Source organism: Paenibacillus sp. VTT E-133280 (assembly GCF_002264385.1).
GTDB lineage: Bacteria > Bacillota > Bacilli > Paenibacillales > Paenibacillaceae > Paenibacillus_AQ > Paenibacillus_AQ nitricinens.
Genome location: NZ_NFUX01000003.1, coordinates 13,869 through 36,223 on the forward strand (window position 1 = coordinate 13,869; position 22,355 = coordinate 36,223).

General features: G+C 41.4%; 20 protein-coding genes. 18 read left to right on the top strand and 2 right to left on the bottom strand.

What is annotated here, in order from left to right; all coding sequences use genetic code 11:
* The first annotated feature begins 146 nt into the window (after positions 1–146).
* The 13 genes from CA600_RS02045 to CA600_RS02105 all read left to right on the top strand — a co-directional run bounded on the left by CA600_RS02045 (position 147) and on the right by CA600_RS02105 (position 13,735).
* Complete coding sequence (locus CA600_RS02045) at positions 147–1,850, top strand: spore germination protein (RefSeq protein ID WP_179281491.1); 1,704 nt, start codon at positions 147–149, stop codon at positions 1,848–1,850.
* Positions 1,847–2,947, top strand: a complete 1,101-nt coding sequence (locus CA600_RS02050; protein ID WP_094868680.1) for a GerAB/ArcD/ProY family transporter — start codon at positions 1,847–1,849, stop codon at positions 2,945–2,947. The genes CA600_RS02045 and CA600_RS02050 overlap by 4 nt, the downstream gene beginning before the upstream one ends.
* Positions 2,944–4,248, top strand: a complete 1,305-nt coding sequence (locus tag CA600_RS02055) for a Ger(x)C family spore germination protein (RefSeq protein ID WP_094868681.1) — start codon at positions 2,944–2,946, stop codon at positions 4,246–4,248. The genes CA600_RS02050 and CA600_RS02055 overlap by 4 nt, the downstream gene beginning before the upstream one ends.
* Positions 4,245–4,430 carry a hypothetical protein gene (locus CA600_RS31075; protein WP_094868682.1) on the top strand — a complete coding sequence of 62 codons (186 nt, stop codon included), beginning with the start codon at positions 4,245–4,247 and terminating at the stop codon, positions 4,428–4,430. The genes CA600_RS02055 and CA600_RS31075 overlap by 4 nt, the downstream gene beginning before the upstream one ends.
* A 136-nt stretch (positions 4,431–4,566) precedes the next feature.
* A complete protein-coding gene (locus CA600_RS02065) occupies positions 4,567–5,667 on the top strand; it encodes a serine hydrolase domain-containing protein (protein WP_179281492.1) in 1,101 nt (366 codons plus the stop codon).
* 45 nt (positions 5,668–5,712) lie between these two features.
* Entirely contained in the window at positions 5,713–6,189 is a 477-nt protein-coding gene (locus CA600_RS02070) for a GNAT family N-acetyltransferase (RefSeq protein ID WP_094868684.1), read from the top strand.
* Between the two features lie 89 nt (positions 6,190–6,278).
* On the top strand, positions 6,279–6,812 hold the full coding sequence (locus CA600_RS02075; protein ID WP_094868685.1) for a TetR/AcrR family transcriptional regulator: 534 nt from the start codon (positions 6,279–6,281) through the stop codon (positions 6,810–6,812).
* Between the two features lie 13 nt (positions 6,813–6,825).
* A complete protein-coding gene (locus CA600_RS02080) occupies positions 6,826–7,152 on the top strand; it encodes a DMT family transporter (protein ID WP_094868686.1) in 327 nt (108 codons plus the stop codon).
* A gap of 17 nt (positions 7,153–7,169) precedes the next feature.
* The gene (locus CA600_RS02085) at positions 7,170–7,514 is read left to right on the top strand and encodes a DMT family transporter (protein ID WP_094868687.1); all 345 of its coding nucleotides are present in this window, start codon (positions 7,170–7,172) and stop codon (positions 7,512–7,514) included.
* 149 nt (positions 7,515–7,663) lie between these two features.
* On the top strand, positions 7,664–8,326 hold the full coding sequence (locus tag CA600_RS02090) for a GNAT family N-acetyltransferase (protein WP_179281493.1): 663 nt from the start codon (positions 7,664–7,666) through the stop codon (positions 8,324–8,326).
* 311 nt (positions 8,327–8,637) lie between these two features.
* Positions 8,638–12,537, top strand: a complete 3,900-nt coding sequence (locus CA600_RS02095) for a discoidin domain-containing protein (protein WP_094868689.1) — start codon at positions 8,638–8,640, stop codon at positions 12,535–12,537.
* A 170-nt stretch (positions 12,538–12,707) separates the two neighbouring features.
* Positions 12,708–13,049, top strand: a complete 342-nt coding sequence (locus tag CA600_RS02100) for a DUF1801 domain-containing protein (protein ID WP_094868690.1) — start codon at positions 12,708–12,710, stop codon at positions 13,047–13,049.
* Between the two features lie 152 nt (positions 13,050–13,201).
* On the top strand, positions 13,202–13,735 hold the full coding sequence (locus tag CA600_RS02105) for a hypothetical protein (RefSeq protein ID WP_094868691.1): 534 nt from the start codon (positions 13,202–13,204) through the stop codon (positions 13,733–13,735).
* Between the two features lie 199 nt (positions 13,736–13,934).
* Here the strand turns inward: CA600_RS02105 and CA600_RS02110 are convergent, their stop codons facing one another.
* Positions 13,935–15,020, bottom strand: a complete 1,086-nt coding sequence (locus tag CA600_RS02110; protein WP_094868692.1) for a helix-turn-helix transcriptional regulator — start codon at positions 15,018–15,020, stop codon at positions 13,935–13,937.
* 128 nt (positions 15,021–15,148) lie between these two features.
* Between CA600_RS02110 and CA600_RS02115 the strand changes: the two genes are divergently transcribed.
* The 4 genes from CA600_RS02115 (at position 15,149) to CA600_RS02130 (ending at position 20,854) form a co-directional block, all read left to right on the top strand.
* Entirely contained in the window at positions 15,149–16,252 is a 1,104-nt protein-coding gene (locus CA600_RS02115) for a saccharopine dehydrogenase family protein (protein WP_094868693.1), read from the top strand.
* A 165-nt stretch (positions 16,253–16,417) separates the two neighbouring features.
* The gene (locus CA600_RS02120) at positions 16,418–18,802 is read left to right on the top strand and encodes a polyprenyl synthetase family protein (protein ID WP_094868694.1); all 2,385 of its coding nucleotides are present in this window, start codon (positions 16,418–16,420) and stop codon (positions 18,800–18,802) included.
* A gap of 144 nt (positions 18,803–18,946) precedes the next feature.
* Positions 18,947–19,762, top strand: a complete 816-nt coding sequence (locus tag CA600_RS02125; RefSeq protein ID WP_094868695.1) for a sugar phosphate isomerase/epimerase family protein — start codon at positions 18,947–18,949, stop codon at positions 19,760–19,762.
* Between the two features lie 18 nt (positions 19,763–19,780).
* Positions 19,781–20,854: a Gfo/Idh/MocA family protein gene (locus CA600_RS02130; RefSeq protein ID WP_094868696.1), complete on the top strand. Its 1,074-nt coding sequence runs from the start codon at positions 19,781–19,783 to the stop codon at positions 20,852–20,854.
* 58 nt (positions 20,855–20,912) lie between these two features.
* Here CA600_RS02130 and CA600_RS02135 read toward each other — a convergent pair whose 3' ends face one another.
* Positions 20,913–21,668: a DeoR/GlpR family DNA-binding transcription regulator gene (locus tag CA600_RS02135; protein ID WP_094868697.1), complete on the bottom strand. Its 756-nt coding sequence runs from the start codon at positions 21,666–21,668 to the stop codon at positions 20,913–20,915.
* 184 nt (positions 21,669–21,852) lie between these two features.
* Here CA600_RS02135 and CA600_RS02140 point away from each other — a divergent pair, with 184 nt between their 5' ends.
* Positions 21,853–22,347 (top strand): RNA polymerase sigma factor, encoded by a 495-nt coding sequence (locus CA600_RS02140; protein ID WP_094868698.1) that lies wholly within the window; start codon positions 21,853–21,855, stop codon positions 22,345–22,347.
* Positions 22,348–22,355 lie beyond the last annotated feature (8 nt).

Below are 22,355 nucleotides of genomic sequence, written 5' to 3' on the forward strand. Positions count from 1 at the left end.
GATTTTTATGGATGAATGAATCGCTTTTTTTTATGGATAAACAATGTAAATTAGCTGCCGGCAGCATTTCAAACCGCATAATTAAACAGGTTGGAAGAAATACTACTTTCATCCATATCGAAGATTCGTTGTAGGAGATGAGATTGATGAATGGCTGGAGTAAATTAAAAAAATACGTGCTAGCGGATATATCGCAGGATACTCACTCCCGTGATTCTTTTTCACTTAGACATTGGGAAGTAGATGAGACAACAAACATTGACAATAAGTCAACGAATGAGACTCAGGTGAATTTGCCTCAAGCTAGGCCTGTTAAGGGAGCAAATAATCTCCTAAACATGTCTTGTGATATGGAGGAGAATATGGATTGGCTGAAAACAAAATTCTCCTATCCTAAGAGTAAGGGGCTGATTATACGCTCCATTGTGCTAGGTCCCAATCTAACAAAGGGTACAGTTGTTTATATGGATGGTCAAGTAGACTCCCTTTTATTATACGAAACTGTCATTAATCCATTGTTAACGGCCAAGTTTCCAGAGGATCTCCCCCTTAAATCTGATATGTTCAAGGATGAAATTCTTAGGAATGGTCAAATCAGTTCAACCTCAACCCTGGAGGATATTGTTCAGGAGATACTGTACGGTGCAGCAGTCCTAATGGTTGATGGTTTAAATGAAGCGGTAACGATTGACGTTAAGGGTAGGGAAGAAAGGGGCTTGGAAAGCCCTAAAACAGAAAACGTAATCCTTGGGTCGCAAGTAGGCTTCACGGAAAATCTGCAAACAAATCTGTCGTTGATACGAAGACGTCTTAACACTCCTGATCTAATGGTCGAAACAGGAGTTGTTGGGACGATTTCACGAACAGAAATTTCGGTTATTTATCTGAAATCAATTGCTAACTCGGAGCTTGTAAACGAGGTGCGTAGACGAATCGCTGCTATAAAAATCGATTATATCGGTGATAGTGGAATGATTGAACAGCTGATCGACGATCGACCAAACTCCATTTATCCAGGACTGCTCAGTACAGAGCGGCCGGATCGGGCAACTACGCAAATTGTAGATGGTTATGTGTGTATTATGGTGAATAATTCACCGTTCGCTTTAATTGTTCCCAGCCAGTTTCCCTTGTTCTTACAGACAGCTGAAGACAGTTATCTTCGTTGGCAATATAGTTCTTTTCTTAGAATTATTCGGACGGTGGGTTTCTTTTTATCCATGTATTTGCCTGCTCTATTTGTTGCAGTTGCAAATTATCATCAGGAGATGATTCCGACAACTCTAGTTCTGGCGATTGCAAGTACAAGAGAATCTGTCCCACTTCCCGTAGCAGCAGAAGCATTCCTGTTAGAATCGATGTTTGAATTGATTCGCGAAGCTGGTGTTCGGATTCCCAGCGTTATTGGTCCAACGATCGGGATAGTGGGTGCCTTAATATTGGGACAAGCGGCGGTGCAAGCTAATATCGTTAGTCCCATCATGGTAATCATTACATCTGCTACAGCTCTAGCATCCTATACGATTCCTAACTATAACATGCAATTCACAACCCGTATTCTCCGGTTTGTTTTTTTGGCCTGCGCTTCGTTTATGGGCTTAATTGGGATTGTTTTATTGTCGATGATTTTGTGGACGGATTGGATTTCATCCAATCATTTTGGTGTGCCTAGTTTTGCTCCGATTACGCCTCATCATCCTGGTGAAAATTCACTATTACGTAGTCCTATGTACAAACAAAATAAGCGACCGATATCAGTGCGACCTCGCAAGAGACTTAAACAACCAGATGCTCAAAATACGGACGTTCCCACTACACCTGATCAAGAGGGTGATGGTGCTTACTCATGAAAAAAAATCATATTGGGATTCAAGAAGCTGCTTCCATTGGGATCATTTTTATAATCACAAAAATATTCTTACCCTTTCAAAGATCACTTGCTGAACTTGGGGGTACTGCTGCCTGGATTATTGTTCTCATTGCTTCAGCGCTTTGTCCTCTGACTTGGTGGGCCATCAAAGGTGTGCTTAACAATGCTTCTCAAGGTGCCACCTTAATTGAAGCAACGGAAGAGATTTGGGGCGCGTGGATCGGTACTTTTTTGAATTTTATATATTTTTGCTTTTTCTTTATGATCACGTTTTTGGTCCTGCGTGAGTTCTCGGAGCTATTGGCCTCTGATATTTTACCTCGCACGCCAATGAACATTATTCAAATCTCATTGCTCATTCCCATTGCTTTCATTGCGCATTCCGGGATTGAGGCTGTTGGACGTTTATGCTGGATCACGATTGGGTTAATCATCGGAAGTGTTCTGCTTATCCTATTAGGTGGGTTATTTACGCATTCAGAAGTAAACGCGTTGTCTCCCTTCTGGGGAACAGGGCGTTCACATGTGCTAAAGTTAGGCATCATAAAAAGCTCTTTGTTTTCAGAAATGCTTGTATTCGGTTTTTTGCTCCCCAGAATGCGAAAAGCTAAGGATTGTAGTAAAGCAGCTTGGTGGTGTATTGCAATCTCCTCGATCATACTTTTCAGCACCACAGTCGTGTACCTCTTTGTGTTTCCGTACCCAACGGCCATTAGACTTAACGTTCCTATGTATGAAGTAAGCCGTCTGATCATTTTTGGTCGGTGGATTCAACGATTAGAAAGTGTATTTCTTATCGCTTGGTTAATTTGTGCGGTCATTAAATTGGCCATAGGGTTATATTGTGCTGCAGCAACAATGTCTCAAATATTGCGATTGACAAAGGTTAAACCATTAATTTTTCCTTTGGCTATCCTTGTATATACTTTTGCTTTACTACCTAGAAGCGAGATGGCTGCCGTAGCTTGGGACGGTGAAATTTTGCGAACGTATGGTTCAATCTTATCTATAGGTTTACCATTGCTCACTTGGTTTGTCGGTCTAGTCAGAACTAAAATGGGGAGACAAAAGACATGAGAGGATTTAAACGGATCATAAACAGGTACGTTCTTCTTTTGCTAGTTGTTCCTATGTTATCAGGCTGCTGGGATAGACTCGATCCCGAAAACATGGCTTTTATTATGGCTATAGGCGTTGATCCAGGTCCTAACAATGATTACATCTATACGTTTGCACTCGCGATGCCCAAATCGAACGGTGGCATGAATAGTGGAGATAACAGCCCTTCGGGGCAGAATCGTATCGTTAGTATTTTTTCAGAAGAGGGTGCTAGTCTTTCCGCAGCCCTCCTTACTAGCCAAAGTTTTATAGCGCGAAGATTAACCTTGATTCATTCTAAAGCTTTTATTCTGGGAGATGGAGTCACTCGGCAAGGGATCATGCCCATTTTAGGTGAGGTAGTAAGAAATGAAGAATTCCGCAGAACCGTCAATGTAATTACGGCAAGAGGGAGCGCAGAAACTTACATTAATAATATTAAACCTAAGATGGAAAACGATATTGATTTATGGTTTGAGTTAGAAATGGACCCCCATAATATTGGAGCAATTACACCTAAGAACTCACGGTTTCACGATTTTATTATGGATATCGAGCAACCAGGAACTGGAGGCACAACGATTTTGTCCGCAGTACATCCTAGTGTTGATAAAAATACCAATAACCATGAGATGGGTGAGGCATCATCAGAATCGAAAGACCGTCAAACGATTGCTAGCGATATATATGCAGGTGATCTTCATAGAACTGGAGAAACACCTATCGATTTTTTTGGCAGTGCCGTGTATAAAGGTCAAAAAATGATAGGTTATCTCACCGCTCAGGAAACGAAATTACTTAACATTCTACGTGGTGATTTCGAAAAAACAGTCATGGAATTTCACGATCCATTAGATTCTAAATACAATGTAACCCTTAATATGAATGCGGAGAAAAAAACGAAGCTTAAATTAAAGCGGAAAGACGATCAGATTAACGTTACATTTATTGCTCATATGGAGGGGGAGTTATCAGGTTCTATGTCAAATGTTGATTACACTACACCCAAAAACACAATAATTTTGGAGGAAGCAGTGGAAGAGCAGCTGATCCAGCAGGCTTCAAAGCTTCTAGATAAAACATTGTATGAATGGAATGTTGATTGTTTTCATATTGGTAACCGATTAAGGGCAACTTTTCCGACACTACAGGAATGGTATGGATATAAATGGCGTGATCATATCAAGGATACCAAATACAAAGTAGATATCGACTTTACGATGACAAAACATGGTGACCAAGTGGGTCCCGCTGTGGAAGGAGATGAAATGGTAAAATGATTATTCAAGTCATGAAGATCGTTATACTCGGGATCATTTCTTTGTGGGGAAGCATTTACATTGGCAGCCTAACCCCCACACTGTGGAAGCAAAAAAACTACCGAGGTGCGGTTGGAGCGGCGATTCTAGCCGGTCTCACGTTATTTTTACCATTGGTCTTTAGTTTGTTGAGAGGCATGTAAAAAACATAACTTCACATATCCGAAAATAATAACACTAAAACCGAAATAGAAAGCCTATTATAAGAAGTGTTTTAAGCTTACAATCTTATTAAGAGCTTGGACCATTATTTTATTTGGGATGAAGGGTGTGTTATTTATGAATCGGTTCTCATTGAAGTTACTATTCGTCTGTCTGATTTTTGTACTCTCGTCATGTTCTTCTTCAACTATAAGTAATGTAGATTCTCATCCAGATGAAAATATGGTAGTGATTCAAGAAGAACCTGTGGTGCAGACTTTAAGCTTTGAACAAAAAGTTGATAAAATTATGGAAGAAAATATGTTCTCAGGTTCTATATTACTCGTCGAGGATAACAAGGTTAAGATTGCAAAAGGATATAATATGGCCAACTCAGAGACCATGCAATTAAACGGATCAGATACAGTATTCCAAATCGGCTCTTTGACAAAAGCATTTACAGCTGCAGCGATCATGCAATTACAAGAAATGGGTAAACTTAATATTAATGATTCTGTTCAAAAGTATATTGAAGATTATCCTTATGAAAATGTTACGCTCTACCAATTATTAACCCATACCGCAGGAATTCCGAACTTAACAGCATTTCCAGATTTCATAAGCACGATGGATATCCCGGTAAGTGTCTCAGAGAATATCGCTAAATTCTTAAATAAACCATTGGAATTCGAACCCGGAAGCCAATTCGCTTATAGTAATTCAGGATATATACTACTTGGGGCTGTTATTGAAAATGTAAGTGGCCAATCTTATAGTCAGTTTATCGAGGATCATATCATGTCGCCATTAGGGATGGGGAGATCTGGATACTTAAAAAAAGATAGAATTACAGATGATATTGCCTCAGGATATTGGGAAGCTACCGAAAGGTACCCGGCAATGGATATTGACATGACAGTACCTTATGCAGCAGGGGGAATCTATTCTACAACGAATGATTTGTATAAATGGATCCAAGGGCTTGAAGAAGGAAAAGTTATTAATGCTGGTTCATGGAGGGCAATGCGTACCTCGGAGAAAAATGGCTATGGATTGGGATGGGGAATAAATGATGCAGAAGGCTTGATTTACGCACATGGCGGAGCGATCAATGGATTTTCATCGTTTATCTATAGGGATATTTCTAAGGGAACAGCAGTTATTATACTTAGCAATGTGGAAGGTGTCCAAACATCAGAATTATTGGATCTTCTTTTAAATGTGTTAGAATCAGAATAATGTATAATCACGAATGAATCAGAACGGCTTGGAGGAAATTTAAAGATGAACATCAGACGCATACATATGAACGATAATCGCACAATTGAACAGATCATTAGGAACTGCCTGATTGAGTTTGGCGGGAACAGAGCAGGGCTTGCGTGGGAAGATGACAGCTTAAGTCATTTATATGAATATTACAATCAAAGCGAGAATCGGGCTTATTGGATTGTTGAAAAGGACGGGGAAGTATTAGGAGGCTGCGGAATTGCACCTTTCGGGAATGAGGGGAACATATGTGAGTTGCAAAAAATGTACCTATCTCAGTCCGTTAGAGGTAGTGGGATATCTTCCGAACTCTTACATACGGCTCTGGATTTTGCTAAGCTTCATTATAGCAAATGTTATTTAGAGACATTACAGAACATGCATGGAGCTAACCGTTTTTATACGAAAAATGGATTCAAGCTTTTACCCGCCCCCTTAGCAGGCTCGGAGCATTTCGCCTGTGATGCTTGGTATATTAAAGATTTAATCTAATACTTGTGAAATAAGCCTGAATGATCAGGCTATTTTTAATTTGACACAAAACCGTCCAGACGGTATAGTAAATAACAGAGGTGATCAACGTGAACAGTAATTCTAAACGTAAAACTATTTTAATCGCTGCATCCACGATTGTGAAAAATAACGGAGTGGAGAAGCTTACGCTTGAAGCTGTGGCTAAAGAAGCTGGAGTCAGTAAAGGCGGATTACTGCACCATTTTCCCAATAAAGAAGCTTTGATAACAGGGATGGTGGAAGAGTTAACAAATGATTTTTTTACCACTCTGCAAGACAGGGCTATGAATGCAACGGTTGAAAAAGGGAAGTGGAGCCGAGCATTTACGGAGGTAATGAGTGAAGATAGTATGGAAGGCGGAGAGATAAGCACAGCGCTTACAGCTGCTCTTTTTACAAATCCGGATATCCTTCAGAAATTTCAAAATCAATATGCCAAATGGCAACAAAACATAGAGAACGACGGCATTGATCCTGTAGTTTCTACTATTGTTAGGTTGGCAGCAGATGGCTTATGGTATTCTGAAATGTTCGGATTAGGGGCGTTGGATGATGAATTACGCGAGAAAGTCATTCGAAAATTAATAAATATGACAGAGTAAGGAGAGGTTATCTTTGAATTCATATGTATTGCTTGCAGCAGCGATCATCTTTGAGGTATTTGGTAGCTCCATGCTAAAAGTATCTAACGGATTTAAAAAGGTACTTCCTTCCATTGGAGTCATCCTTGGAATGGGTTTCGCTTTTTATAGTCTTTCTTTAGCGCTTAAAACCATTCCATTAGGGACAGCTTATGCGATTTGGTCAGGGGTAGGTACAGCTTTGACAGCCTTAATTGGCGTACTCATTTATAAAGAGAGCTTTAACCGTAAGAAATTATTAGGTTTACTACTCATCATTGGTGGCGTAATTGTTATGAAGCTCTCTGGTGGGGCTCATTAGAATTTGGAGGGTGCAGCATGAAAAAAAATGTAGGATATATAGCTCTAAGTATAGCAATTGCTAGCGAAGTCGTAGGGACAACTATGTTGAAACTGTCTGAAGGCTTCACGCAATTACTGCCTTCTATCGGGGTTATTATTGGCTTTGTCATAGCTTTTTATAGTTTGTCCATAAGTCTTAGAGAATTACCGTTAAGCTTAGCTTATGCGATTTGGTCGGGTGTAGGTACTGTTCTAACTGCGATTGTGGGCATTGTCGTGTGGGGAGATCCATTTGGTATTCTTATGTTTGCCGGAATCGTTTTAATCGTAGGAGGGGTAGTTTTATTAAATGCACCTTCTGCAAAAAAAGAAGTAGCCTGATAAAACAGGCGCTCAGGCTGTCGACATTCTACTTGTCGATAGTCTTTTTATTTAGTTTAATTTTTGTTTTAAGTATGATTTAACTTGCATTAATCGGATGTTCATGATGAAAATTTATATACAGAATAATGATGAATAAAGGTGATGAAATGTACATTGAAACCAAAAGGCTGATTCTCCGCGACCTTATAGAACAAGATACAGAGGCGCTATTTGAAATGAAAAACGACGAGCAGGTCATGAAACACCCATTTTTTCAAGGTGACGTATCGATTGATTTTATTAAAATAATGTTAGCATTCTTTCAAAGTGTGAAAGACAAAGGCCTTATTATCGATGATCAACATCCTGAACGTGGCAATTTATTTGCTATATGCTTAAAATATTCTGGCGACGTAATCGGTGTCATCTCAGTTCACCCATCAAAGATCTCCTATGAAGTGCATATGGGGTGGTATATGAAAAGTCTATACACCAAAATGGGATATGCATCGGAAGCGGGCGCGGCAGCGTCAGATTATTTACTTGAAGCATTATCACTGGAATACATTACCGCAAGTGTAGCGCTTGATAATCCAGCTTCATTCAGAACCGCTCAAAAAAGCGGGTTCAGACTTTTTGAAAAAGGGGCAGGCGATTACTATCATGACAACGTCTGTAATGTTGAGGATTTTAATGTAGTTGGCGAATCTTTCACGAAAAAACAAAATGAAATCGGCTCATGTGGTTATCATTTCCGAAAGTTTAAAAAGAATAGTAAAACAAAGAGCCAATTCTATGACGATACGGTAGACGAAGGCAGATTTTCGTAGCCCTAAGTATAAGTATTTTTTACATATCGCATTCTTGATTTTGAGTGAATCAAGAAACCAATTGCGGATGTCATAGATTCCGTAAATCGCATAGTTTTGTGATAATGGTATCACTTACCTTTTCCGTAGAATTACATCTTATAGCTGTAGGCTCACTTCTCTATAATGAAAGTGTCTGAAAGCGAAGGGAGGGTGTGGTTCTGTTTAATGTGCTCTGAGATGACTTTATTTGTAAACGCTATCATTCGGGCACTCTGATAGGTTCGTGTATTACTGAGAATCTAACATATTTGAGGAGGATTAACATTAAAATGCGTAACAAGTATGTTGTATGGTCCCTAGTAGTATCCATGCTGATTTCAAGTATATTCTTGGCTGCGGGTCCGTTTAATTTTGTTTCTGCCTCCGGAGGACCAAACCTGGCACTCGGCAAAAATGTAACAGCGAGCGGTCAATCTCAAACGTATAGTCCTGATAATGTTAAAGACAGTAATCAAAGCACGTATTGGGAAAGTACAAATAATGCATTTCCGCAATGGATTCAGGTCGATTTAGGGACAAATACGAATATTGATCAAATCGTTCTTAAGCTCCCTGCGGGTTGGGAGACACGGACGCAAACACTGGCCGTTCAAGGTAGCACCAACGGTTCAACGTTTACTAACATTGTAGGGTCTGCGAGTTATGAATTTAACCCCTCAGTGCTAGGTAACAGTGTTACAATCGACTTTGCCTCAACCAGTACGCGTTACGTTCGTCTGAATGTAACGAACAACACCGTCTGGCCGGCAGCGCAGCTGTCCGAATTCGAGATTTACGGCACTAGTGGTCCTACTCCAACTCCAACGCCTTCCGGCACTTATGAAGCTGAATCTGCTTCACTATCTGGAGGAGCTAAAGTGAACACAGATCATGCCGGATACTCCGGTACGGGCTTCGTGGATGGATATTTGACACAAGGTGCAACAACGACATTCACGGTTAACGTGCCAGCAGCAGGTAGTCGTGAGGTGACATTGAAATACGCTAATGCAAGTGGCAGTGCAAAGACAATCAGCATTTATGTCAATGGTACCAAAACTAGTCAGACCTCCCTATCTAACCTGGCAAATTGGGATTCATGGAGCACTAAAGTGGAAGTTCTTAATCTGAATGCGGGTAACAACACCATCGCATATAAATATGATGCTGGTGATTCTGGTAACGTTAATCTTGACCAAATCACAGTAGCGTCGACGACAACAACACCTCCTGCAACACCTACTCCGACACCGACAGCCACACCAACACCGTCGGCAACACCAACACCAACGCCAACGCCAACACCAACGCCAACAGTCACACCAACAGCAACGCCGACACCAACACCGGCGGTCACACCGACACCTGCTCCTGGGAGTAATATTGCTGTCGGCAAGACGATTAACGCTTCTTCCAGTACACAAACGTTCGTAGCAACAAATGCGAATGATAACGACACAAGTACGTACTGGGAAGGTGGCAGCAATCCAAGCTCGCTTACGCTCGACTTAGGCGCGAACCACAACATTACGTCAATCGTATTGAAGCTGAATCCATCTTCTGCTTGGAGCACTCGCACGCAAACGATTCAAGTACTCGGTCACAATCAAGACACGACTACCTTCGGTAATTTGGTATCGGCTCAATCGTATACATTTAATCCAGCTTCAGGCAATACAGTAACTATACCGGTTACGGCAACGGTTAAACGTCTGCAGTTGAATATTACTTCGAACTCTGGCGCTCCAGCGGGGCAAATTGCGGAGTTTCAAGTATTCGGATCACCTGGGGCAAATCCTGATCTAATGATAACGGGAATGTCTTGGTCACCTGCATCTCCGGTCGAGACAAGTGCAATTACTTTAAATGCAGTGGTTAAGAATAATGGAAATGCTAGCTCCGGAGCAACAACTGTAAATTTCTACTTAAACAATGAGCTAGTCGGTTCTGCTCCAGTAGGTTTACTAGCTGCAGGCGCTTCGACAACAGCCTCAATGACATTAAATGCTGGAGCCAAAGCCGCAGCGACCTATGCTCTGAGCGCTAAAGTAGATGAGAGCAATTTGATTTTCGAGCAGAACGAAGGGAATAACAGCTATTCGAATCCCACATCGCTTGTTATCGCACCAGTATCCAGCTCTGACTTAGTGGGTGTAGTTTCATGGACCCCAAGTAATCCAGTTGCTAATAGTACAGTAGCTTTTAATGTAAATCTTAAGAATCAAGGGACTATTGCATCTGCAAGCGGTGCTCATGGTATTACAGTAGCCCTTAAGAACTCAGCAGGCTCCACGATCCAAACCTTTAATGGATCTTATACCGGGACCCTAGCTTCAGGTGCTTCCATTAACGTCACGATTCCAGGGACATGGACAGCTGTCAACGGCAATTACACTGTAACCACTACCTTGGAAGTGGATGCGAATGAAGTAACAGCTAAGCAAGCAAACAATGTAAGCACGACTAATCTGGTTGTGTATGCTTTACGTGGTGCAAGCATGCCTTATAGTCGGTATGATACTGAAGATGCTACTCTCGGCGGGGGGGCTATACTAAAAACTGCACCTACGTTTGATCAAGCCCTAACTGCTTCAGAAGCGTCTGGTCAGCGTTATGTAGCCCTTCCTTCGAATGGATCGAACATAGGATGGACGGTCAGACAGGGGCAAGGCGGCGCGGGTGTGACTATGAGATTTACGATGCCTGACTCATCGGATGGTATGGGATTGAATGGTTCACTTGACGTATATGTTAATGGAGTAAAAGTCAAAACGGTATCGTTAACATCCTATTACAGCTGGCAGTATTTCTCAGGCGATATGCCTGGTGATGCTCCTAGTGCTGGGCGTCCACTCTTCCGATTTGATGAAGTACACTGGAAATTAGATACCCCTCTGCAACCTGGAGATAACATACGGATACAGAAGAACAATGGTGATAGCCTGGAATATGGTGTTGATTTCCTCGAAATCGAACCCGTTCCTACGGCAGTCGCTCGTCCGGCTAACTCCGTGTCGGTGACAGATTATGGTGCAGTACCTAATGATGGTCAAGACGATCTTGCAGCCTTTAAAGCAACGGTGAATGCAGCAGTTGCTAGCGGGAAGAGCATGTATATTCCTGCCGGAACATTCAATCTTAGCAGCATGTGGGAAATCGGTTCTGCCAGCAATATGATCAACAACTTTACGGTTACGGGTGCTGGTATCTGGCATACGAACATCCAGTTTACCAACCCTAATGCGGCAGGTGGCGGTATTTCACTCCGTATTAGCGGCAAGCTAGATTTTAGTAATGTGTATATGAATTCGAATTTGCGATCCCGGTATGGGCAAAATGCGATTTACAAAGGATTTATGGATAACTTCGGAACCAATTCAATCATCCATGATGTCTGGGTAGAACACTTTGAATGTGGTATGTGGGTAGGCGACTATGCACATACACCTGCTATCTATGCCAGTGGGCTTGTGGTTGAAAACAGCCGGATTCGGAACAATCTAGCCGATGGCATCAACTACTCCCAAGGCACTAGCAATTCCATTGTTCGAAACACCAATGTACGTAATAATGGTGACGATGGTCTTGCAGTATGGACCAGTAATACGAATGGTGCTCCGGCAGGTGTGAATAATACGTTCTCGTATAACACCATTGAGAATAACTGGCGTGCAGCAGCTATAGCATTCTTTGGAGGCGGTGGTCATAAGGCTGATCACAACTACATCATTGACACTGTAGGTGGTTCTGGTATACGGATGAACACCGTGTTCCCTGGCTACCATTTCCAGAATAATGCGGGCATTGTTTTCTCCGATACTACGATTATTACAAGTGGTACAAGTAAAGATCTGTATGGTGGAGAGCGTGGAGCTATTGATTTGGAAGCTTCAAATGATGCCATCAAGAACGTGACCTTCACCAACATCGATATCATCAATACACAACGCGATGCGATTCAGTTCGGTTATGGTGGTGGATTTGAGAATATCGTATTCAACAACATCAATATTAATGGTACCGGCTTGGATGGAATTACCACTTCACGTTTTTCCGGGCCACATCAGGGTTCGGCCATCTACACCTACACAGGGAATGGTTCAGCAACGTTTAACAACCTAACAACAACGAATATTGCTAACCCGAACCTGAATTATATTCAGAGTGGTTTTAATCTAACGATCCATTAACGATAGCCTGAGGGAAGAGTTCTTCGGAACTTTTCCCTTTTTTTCTTATTTTGTAGCTAGTGGAAATTAACAATCACGCAGAAGGGTTTTGACTTAATGAGCAAGAAATAAATGGTAGTAGAAAACATGCTAAAATTTTAACTGTTATGTACATAAAGGAGAGATGAATAATGAATCAGGAAGTCATCGATTTTATTGAAGGGTTAAAAGAACCATGGCAGGTGGAGTTATCTACTAATCTTCGAGAGGTTGTTCACCAAGCAATCCCAGATGTACAGGAACGAATTCAGTATAAGAAGCCTCATTTTTTGAAAAATGGTAAGTACGCAGCAGCTATTTCAACTTCGAAAGATGCGGTAAGCTTTGTTATTTTTAATACGAATGAGCTCGTGTTTCCAGAAGGGATATTTGAAGGCCCCCAGGAGAGAAAAACACTGAAACTGCGTAAAGGGGATACCGTGGACATAGCTCAATTAGTGAATTGGGTCGGCCAAGCCTCAGTTTCTCTTTAATGAATAGTTTCATGATGTAGGACGGTGTCTCAAAGTCAGTTGACTTCATGGGATATCGTCTTTTTTTGTGTGGAATTTGCTCCATCCATACATAATCGTTGAATAAATTGTGAAAAATACATCAATAGCTAGCAAGGAAGGGAATGAAACCCATGAAGAAATTAAAGCAAACTTGTTTGTTACTGCTTATGGCCTTTGCCCTTGGTGCATGCTCAAAACCAGTACCAGATAAATCTCAGCTTCCACCTCCAACTACTGCACCAAGTGGAGCTGAGAGCAGCTATAAGCTTGACTCATTAGCCACACTGATTGGAAAAGAGGATGCTGAAGTTGTCCAATTACTCGGCGAAGGAGCACCTAATAATGAAGGTACGAAGGCTACCCTTATATCACGGGAATATGATGAGAAGATTGTGAATCACGAGGCAACTCTTCAGGTCTCCTACGATGACTCTGGAAAAGTGATTGGAGAGACTATTCATTTTGAACAAGCTAGCAGGGAAGAATTAACAGAAGAGATTACGCAACAGCTTGGAGAGCCTGCCACTAACAGTGAAGAGAACACCACAGATACGGAAAAAGATGGCGAAGATACAAACTTTCGTAAGGTATGGCAGACGGATAACGCCAAAATTTCTTTAGTTGAATCTAATGGGACGTTATCTATATCTATAGATACGAAGTAATAACGTTATGTAACTTGATCAGAGCATAAGGTTTTCATTTAAAAGTTCCCACTCCGGTCGTTCATCTAAACGGATAGAGAGGGTACTTTTTTATTTTGCTCTCTGAAAAATAATGTTCATCTCAAGTGTTAAATAGCTGTAGTATCTATGGTTTATATCATATGCTTGTCAGTCAGCCATTGGACTAAAGTTTAGCAGCCTAGGCTTCTATAATATTGTAGCGTGAATGCAAATACCAAATAAGTTCTCTACGGCTACTAACTCCTGACTTGTTGAAAATAGACTTTAAATGATCCTGAACGGTGTATGCGGAAATATGTAAAGCAGAAGCCAATTCTTTAGTGGATAATCCGCGAATTACACCGTGTAATAGCTGCTGCTCGCGTTCCGTCAAACGATATGCTTCAGCAATGATTGGAAGCATGTCAGCTGGACGTGCGGGTTCGAATGAAATAGCACACTGGAACTGACCGTCGGAAGCGTGAAGACGGCTTGCCCGAATGACTAAATACGGACCCTCATTCGTACGGATACATACCTTAGCAGGACCCGTTGATTCGGAGGGGCTGTTGAGCGCTTGCGTGCTAACCGCACGGATTGGCCGTGGCAGGATATGAGCATCGATCTTTTCCAATGATCGAAGTTTATCTAACCAGCGATCCGCTGTGGGATTGGAGGAGAGAAGAGCAAATTGATCAGATAGAACAGCAATGCCGGAACCATAATGATTATCAAGCCAAGTCTCATCTCGCTCAGGAAGCTCAAGACTGAAAGCACGTATTCTGGTGGCAATGAGAGGGATGAGCGAGGCGATCCAGTCATATTCTTCTGGTAAGAACTTTGATTGCTCCGCTTTCCTGTACAACGTCAAATACCCCCAACATGCTTCTCCAAGAATTAGCACTGCACGTAGTTCATCCCCAAAACCTGCTGGATTCAAAACCTTTCGATATCTAGCGCTTCGCTCGGGTTGCTGCTCGGTTGCTTCGTATAATGTAGCGACAAGAAGTTTGTGATTAACCATTTGCTCATAGCTGTTCACATCCTCCTCACCATATTCATTCTGGAACAAGTGGGGATGAATGGACTCCACATGATCTTCCGTAACTGCACCCGTAGAAAGCAATGTCTGTGGATCAACATGAGTACAGCAAGCAGCATCAAAAGGAACAGCTTCACGTAAAAGAGACAGCAAGGAAGTACGGTAGTGATGTGATGAATCAGTAACCATTCCTAGCTTAATGATTCGTTTCTTTATTTGACTGAAATGTTTATTAGTGTTCATTGGGCAGACCTCTAGTCATGAATGTAGTATAACGAACCCCCACATTTGTGGGATAGTGAACGAAAGCGAAATCCGTATAATTGAGAATGATTATTAATTAACTCTATTATATAGGATGCGGTGATAAAATGCAGGAAAAAGAAGATATTGTTGTCGTTGGTGGTTATGGACATGTAGGGCGTACGATATGTGAAATATTAGAGAAGAAGTACCCAGGTAAAGTATTTGCTGCCGGGAGAAGTCTTGAAAAAGCAGAGCAGTTCAGTCAATCAACACACGGTAAAGTTAAGCCGTTGCAGTTAGATATCAATAAGCCGTTACCTGCACATTTACTAGATCGAGTGAAACTAGTTATTATGTGTTTGGATCAAACGAATACGGATTTTGTAAAAGCTTGCTTTCGCAGTGGAACGCATTATGTAGATGTATCTGCGAGCGGTCCGTTTTTATCTCAAATTGAGGCATATCGTGAGCTGGCTGCACAACATGGGTCTAGTGCTGTTCTTAGTGTAGGGCTTGCACCCGGTATTACCAATCTTATGGCACTTGAAGCTGAAAGACAGATAGAACAAACGGAAGAAATCGAAATCGCAATTATGCTCGGACTTGGTGATTCTCATGGGAAGGCAGCGATCGAATGGACGGTGAATAGTTTAGGAGAAACGTTCGAAGTGAAGCAGGATAATCGTCTAGTAGAGGTGGAGAGTTTCACTGACCGCAAATCGTATCATTTTGGCGATAATTTAAAGAGTCATTATGCGTATCGTTTCCCCTTCTCAGATCAACAGACACTTGCCCGAACGCTCAAAGCATCGTCCATCTCCACACGTTTCTGTCTAGATTCGGCCGTTGTTACCAAAATACTGGCATTAGTTAAAATAACAAAAGCCGTTCGTTTACTGAAGACAGGCGGGGTGAATAGGTCAATTGTTCGCGCCATGGAGAGGTTCCATTTAGGTAGTGACCGGTTCGCGATCAAGGTTGAGGCTCGTGGAACAAATCGTGAGGGGAAGCCCATGTTTGCTGATCTTTTGCTGCAAGGGAAAAATCAATCCATCGTTACGGCAAAAGTGACTGCAGCAGTCTCAAAGCTACTGTATGATTCACCATTTCCGGGAGGTATATATCATATTGAGCAGATCACAGATCTAGCTTATGTTCAAAAGGAATTAGGAGCAGCTCTATCGCTGGACATCCAAGTAAAGGAGCATAATACAGATAAATCAAAATAGAATAATTTGTGTATAGAAAAATTGAAAGAAGCTTGATGAGTCAGGCTTCTTTTTCGTAACCGAAGAGCGTTTTGACCGTATTAACTGATGAACATTTCATTCAGGAAGAAATTCTGATTTCCTAATGGGTCATGTTAACAAAAAGAGAAGTTGAGGTCATCACCTATGAATGAAGAATTTACAGATCACGCGGATACAGCATACCCGATCGCTGAGCGGAAGGCAGCTCAGTATTTTACATCTCTTCGTGAACAGTTCAAAGAAAAAACTTACGTGACTACCTTAACTGAAGATTTTCGGTTGTGGAAGAAGAATCACATTCATCGTCGTTCATGGTTGTCCTTTTTATCTAGAGGAAAAAGGAAACCTGATTCTAAGGATTACCATAGATATCTAGGATGGCTGAATCAAACCGGTAAATTGGAAGATTATTTGGATCGAAGCGTTTCTTATCTTTATATGAGAGATCTGGGGCAAGCTTTGGATGCACCGAACACACAAATCCGAATTAAGCGTATGGTTGCCGACATTAGAAATCAGATGATTCATCCGGGTTCGTCCAATTCGGGGGATCAGTCAGATTTTATGAGTTTTACGGGGATTTATCGTTGGGCTCAGAAGGAAGGCGTTGAAACTGCTACGATTTGGGTGATAGACAAACTTAAGCAGGTGTCAGCACATCTTCCGAAGGAAATGAATCCTGAGCAAGCGCAGCGCAAATTGATAAAGATCATCATAGGAGTAATTCTTCATGTGATGGAAGAGATGGATGATAAAGTATCGGCTGTGGAGCGGGCCGCAAGAATTGGTGAAGCAATTAGGCTTGGTTATTCGTATGGCTTAACTTATCCATTTATTGATGATCTTCTTGATTCCAGTGTCTTAACCGACCCTGAGAAAGAACAATATTCTCAAATGATACGCATGGCGATCCTTAATAGAGTTGTGCCGGAATTGGGTGAATGGTCCGGAGAGAATATACCGTTCCTTCGATTTGTACATTCGGAGCTCAAGGAGGCTTTTGAGTATATTAGGGGATATCAGCGGCCAGAAATGCAGAATACATTCTTCGAGCAGTCCTTTGTGTTTTTTCATTCCCAGGAGTTGGATCGTATGAAGAATCTATCTAACCCTGAATACAGTAATGAAGAACTTTTTATACCCATCATTTTAAAATCCTCTTCTTCCCGTTTAATTGTCCGATCCGTAATTAGTGCTCCAACCGATGACGGATTTGATCAACGTACTTTCTTCTATGGGCTTTACAATCAGCTCGCGGATGATTTTGCGGATATGTTTGATGATATGGAAATGGGAGCGGTAACTCCCTATACATATTATTTAAAATACCGTGGTCAACGTTCAGATCTGATCAACCCTTTTGAACTATACTGGACGGTCATCTCCCATTTAATACACACGGTGTATCAATCTGATCCTAAAACCCGTGAGGTCATATTAGATCGAGCCATCAATGGTCTCAAGCGCTGTAAAGAACGTGTAGGTATTGAAAAGTATAAAGAGATCATGGAGATCTTCGCTTCGGGTCAACCAGAATTTAATCGACTTGTACAGCAGTTGGTGCAGAAAGCGGACGATGTGGATTTTTTTGATAAACTACTTCGGGACCAGTTGCTTTTGAATTTAAAAAACAGTAAGAAGGAAAAAGTGGAGTTTCGAGAAACGATTCAAAAGGTCCGTGATCAAGTCAATAACCAATTGCTGATATTCAAGCCAGACGAGACACCAGCCATGAAAGAACTGCTTATTGATGCGGCTAACTATAGTCTAGAAGGAGATGGCAAGCGCATAAGGCCTATATTAACATGGGTCATGGGCGTTAACGAATATGGTCTTGATGAATCGGCAATTGTACCGCTTCTTCGATCTTTGGAATATATGCATACGGCTTCCCTAATCTTCGATGATCTTCCGTCCCAGGATAATGCCTCAACCCGAAGAGGTCGTGCAACGCTGCACGAAGTGTACAATAGCTCCACGGCGGAATTAACCGGTCTGTTTTTGATTCAGAAGTCGATCGAGGAACAGGCGTCACTTCATTCTTTTGATGCTAAAGCTGTGCTTGCCTTAATGCAATATTCAGCCCAAAAAGCAGGAGATACTTGTATGGGGCAGGCGATGGATTTGAATTCTAAGGGACAAACGCTGACACTAGAGCAATTAAATATGATTTGTTTCTATAAGACTGGAATTGCCTTTGAAGCTTCACTAGTGATGCCAGCTATTCTTGCTCAGGTGCAGGGGTCAGAAATTCAGTCTCTGAAAAAATTTGCCTACCATGCGGGAATTGCTTTTCAGATTAAAGATGATTTGCTTGATTTGGAAGGGGATCATCATTTATTAGGCAAGCCGATCGGTCAGGATGTGGAGAATAACAATTCGACATTTGTATCGATCCTTGGGGCAGATGGTGCGCGAAAAGAGATGTGGGAGCACTACTGTCTCGCCATGGAAGCATTGAAGGAGATTCCTCGTAATATTGCTTTTCTAAAGCATTTATTGAACTATATGATTAATCGAAATCGATAATTGATTATGAAGTGTTGGCTTGATTGCCAGCACTTTTTTAATTTTTTTGTTATTTTTCACTTAATTAAACTAATTGATTTTTATTGTTTGTAATTGTTTTTGAGTGTATGATAGATTGAAGAAGGGGTGAAGGAGGTGTAACTTGTGAAGCTGGGAATTTTCTCGAAAATATATTTGAACGATGATCTGGAGACCGCCTTACACAAAATCAAAGCCCAAGGGATGAGTACGGTTCAATTCAATTTTGCTAACGTAGGGTTGGCGAGCTTACCTAAAGAAATTACTCAGGAGATCATCCTTCAAATCAAAGAAGCAACCATGAACAGTGGGGTTAGCATTGCTGTGATCTCAGGGACTTTTAATGCGCTGGAGCTGAATGAAGGGAAGAAAGCCGAGAACCAGCAATGTTTTAACAATGTAGTTGAAGCTGCAGCAGCATTAGCGGTGCCGTTTGTTTCTATTTCTACAGGAAGTTTGAATCAAGAAGATTTTTGGAGTCCTCATCCGGAGAATCATACAGAGAGAGCATGGTCACTATTGCATGATAGTCTTGCCTGGATGCTTGAAATTGCCGAAGCCAATCAAGTGACTTTAGTATTTGAACCCGAACAAGCCAATGTGGTGAGTACGGCAGAGGATGCTTTAAGACTACTGAGAAATCTGGATACACCTTATCTTAAGCTTCTGTACGATGCGGCAAATCTTGTAACTCCAAAGGATCATAAAGATCTCCTTGGTAAAATCGAAAAAACGTTAACCGCGCTGAAGGATTACATAGCCATTGCCCATTGCAAAGATGCTTTAGTCACCGAAGAGAAGATCATTTTTGCAGCTGTGGGGAAAGGGAACTTGCCTTTAAGAGAATATCTAAATGAATTAAGTAAGACTTATGAAGGGCCCGTTATTATGCATGGGTTAGAGGTAGATGACGTAAAGCATGCTTTGAATTACCTTAGGTAGAATAGGGGGACTAAATATATGAATAAGGAAACGAAATTGTTGAATATTGGGGTGCTAGGCTGTGGTCAGATTTCTCAGGCGGCTCATTTTGATTCCATTAAAAGATCACGTAATGCTAATCTATATGCGATCTGTGATGTGGATGAATATTTACTCCAAAGAATGAATGCTATATATGAACCGGATAAGGTTTATACGGACTATGAGCAAATGCTGGCAGACCCTAACGTTGATGCTGTAGTTATCGGAATAGCGGATCAATTTCATGTGGAGGCTGCAAAACAAGCCGTACGAGCAGGGAAACATGTCTTGGTAGAAAAACCTTTGGGTGTATCGATCGAAGAAGCGGAGGAATTAAAAGAACTTGTGGATCATACGGATCTCAGAGTGCAAGTGGGAAATATGAAGAGATTTGACCCTGGTATAGTGGCTGCAAAAGAATTTGTTGATCATGAAATGGGTGAGATTATTGGCCTAAAAGCTTGGTATTGTGATTCCACCTATCGATATACGGTCACCGAGAATGTTCAGCCAGTAATCATCTCCGGTAACAAAATGAAGAGACCGGCTGGAGATCCAAAAGCGAATAAGGAACGTTATTATATGTTAGGTCATGGAAGCCATTTGTTTGATACCGCAAGATATCTAGGTGGGAATATTGTAAGTGTTAAGGCGTGGAATACACAAAAGTTCGGTGCTTATTGCTGGTTTATTACTGCGGAGTTCGAAAGTGGCTTTGTAGCCCAATTGGATTTGACCATTGCGGTTCGGATGGATTGGCATGAAGGATTTCAAATTTATGGGGAGTTTGGATCTGTAATGGGCAAGACTTATAATCCTTGGACTCTAAAATCAAGTGATGTAGAAATTTTTAAAGCTAGTGATAACAGCTATCACAGACTGCTCGGAGCAGATGGTCATTTTTATAGATTACAGATTGAAGGTTTCGCAGATTCTGTTTTGCATCATAAGCCCGGTGTAGGGGCGACGATTGAGGATGGGTTGGCTACCCTGCGAGCGATGCTGGCGGTTGAAGAATCGGTTAAGACTGGTAATACAATTTACCTGAGTGACGTTTCTGGTTATTTGTAAAAGATGAGCACAATCTTCAATGGTGTTCATCTTTTTTTTGTGCATTATTAGGAATAGTCTATACTGTAACCACGTTAACGCCAAGTCTTTGATAGGTATCAATAATCTTATGATCTACTGTATTTTCAGTGATTAAATAGTCTAATGAGGATACATTGGCTACAAAGAAAGTTGATATTTTCTCCAGCTTCTCTTTCGTAGCTATAGCGATAACCATAGAGGACTGTTCAAAAAGTTGATTCTTAATAATGGATTCTTCATAAGAGGGAACGGTTATGCCCACTTTGGAATCCAGCGTGGATACGCCAAGGATGGTTAAATCCAAATGAATTTGCTGAATCGCTCTAAGTGTTGAGGCTCCGAATAAAACTTGGTTCTTTTTATCAAGATCGCCACCTAACAAGGTTACACTTGCTTTTGACAACCGGCACAGCGATAACGCAATCGAAGGGGAATTGGTAATAATTCTTCCATCAAAAAACTCTGGGATGTTCTCAGCTACTTTTAGATTCGTAGATCCGCCATCAATAAAGATAACCTTAGAATTCTCAATAAGAGTGCAAGCTCGTTTCGCTAACTCCGTTTTGGTCTGGCTATTTAATTCTACACGTGAATTGAAATCCTTCATGTCGCTGATAAGGCTATGGGCTCCCCCATGAATTCGCTTGAGAAGTCCCATCTTCGACAGGCTTTGTAAGTCTTTTCGAATGGTATCTTCGGTTACATTTAATTCTTGTGTTAATTCTTGGACAACAACGCGGCCTTCCGTCTCTACTTTTTTCAGGATGTATGCCTGTCTGTCAGCTTTTAGCACCGATTCACCTTCTTTCACAAAAATGCTTTCAAGGATATACATAACGTTACTATTTTACAACATAACAAATAAATTTGAAAAAAATCAATCGTTTTTACGGTCAACTCCGTCTTACTTATATGATATGAGGGGGATGTTCCTTCCTGAATAAAGACAGAGGGGGTGGTGGAAGGTGGAAAACACAATGGATGAGATCAGAATGGTAGATTTTGCGCAAATGGATGAAGAGGCTTTTTTTAGTCGTTTATATGTGGAGCATCGAAAAATGTATGCCATAGCCTATAGTTATCTGCGAACAGAGGCTGATACGCTGGAAGTGATCCAAGAAGCGTCATGCAGAGCATGGATGAAACGCAAAAAATTAAAGGATGAGCAGTCCTTCACACCTTGGCTTATTCGAATAACGATCAATTGCTGTATGGATGAGCTTCGGCGTAAAAAACGTGTGGTGCCTACGGAAAAGATCATTGAGAAAGCGGCTCGGGAAATGAAAAGTAATGATCGAATTGATCTAGAGCGTGCGATGAATCGGATAAAGCCTAAGTATCGGCATGTCGTAACGCTTAAATATTACCATGACATGACCACTATCGAAATTGCCAAAGTGCTAAAACGACCAGAAGGTACCATTAAGACTTGGCTGCGAGAGGGACTCAAACAGCTTCGGAGCTATCTATAGTAATATTG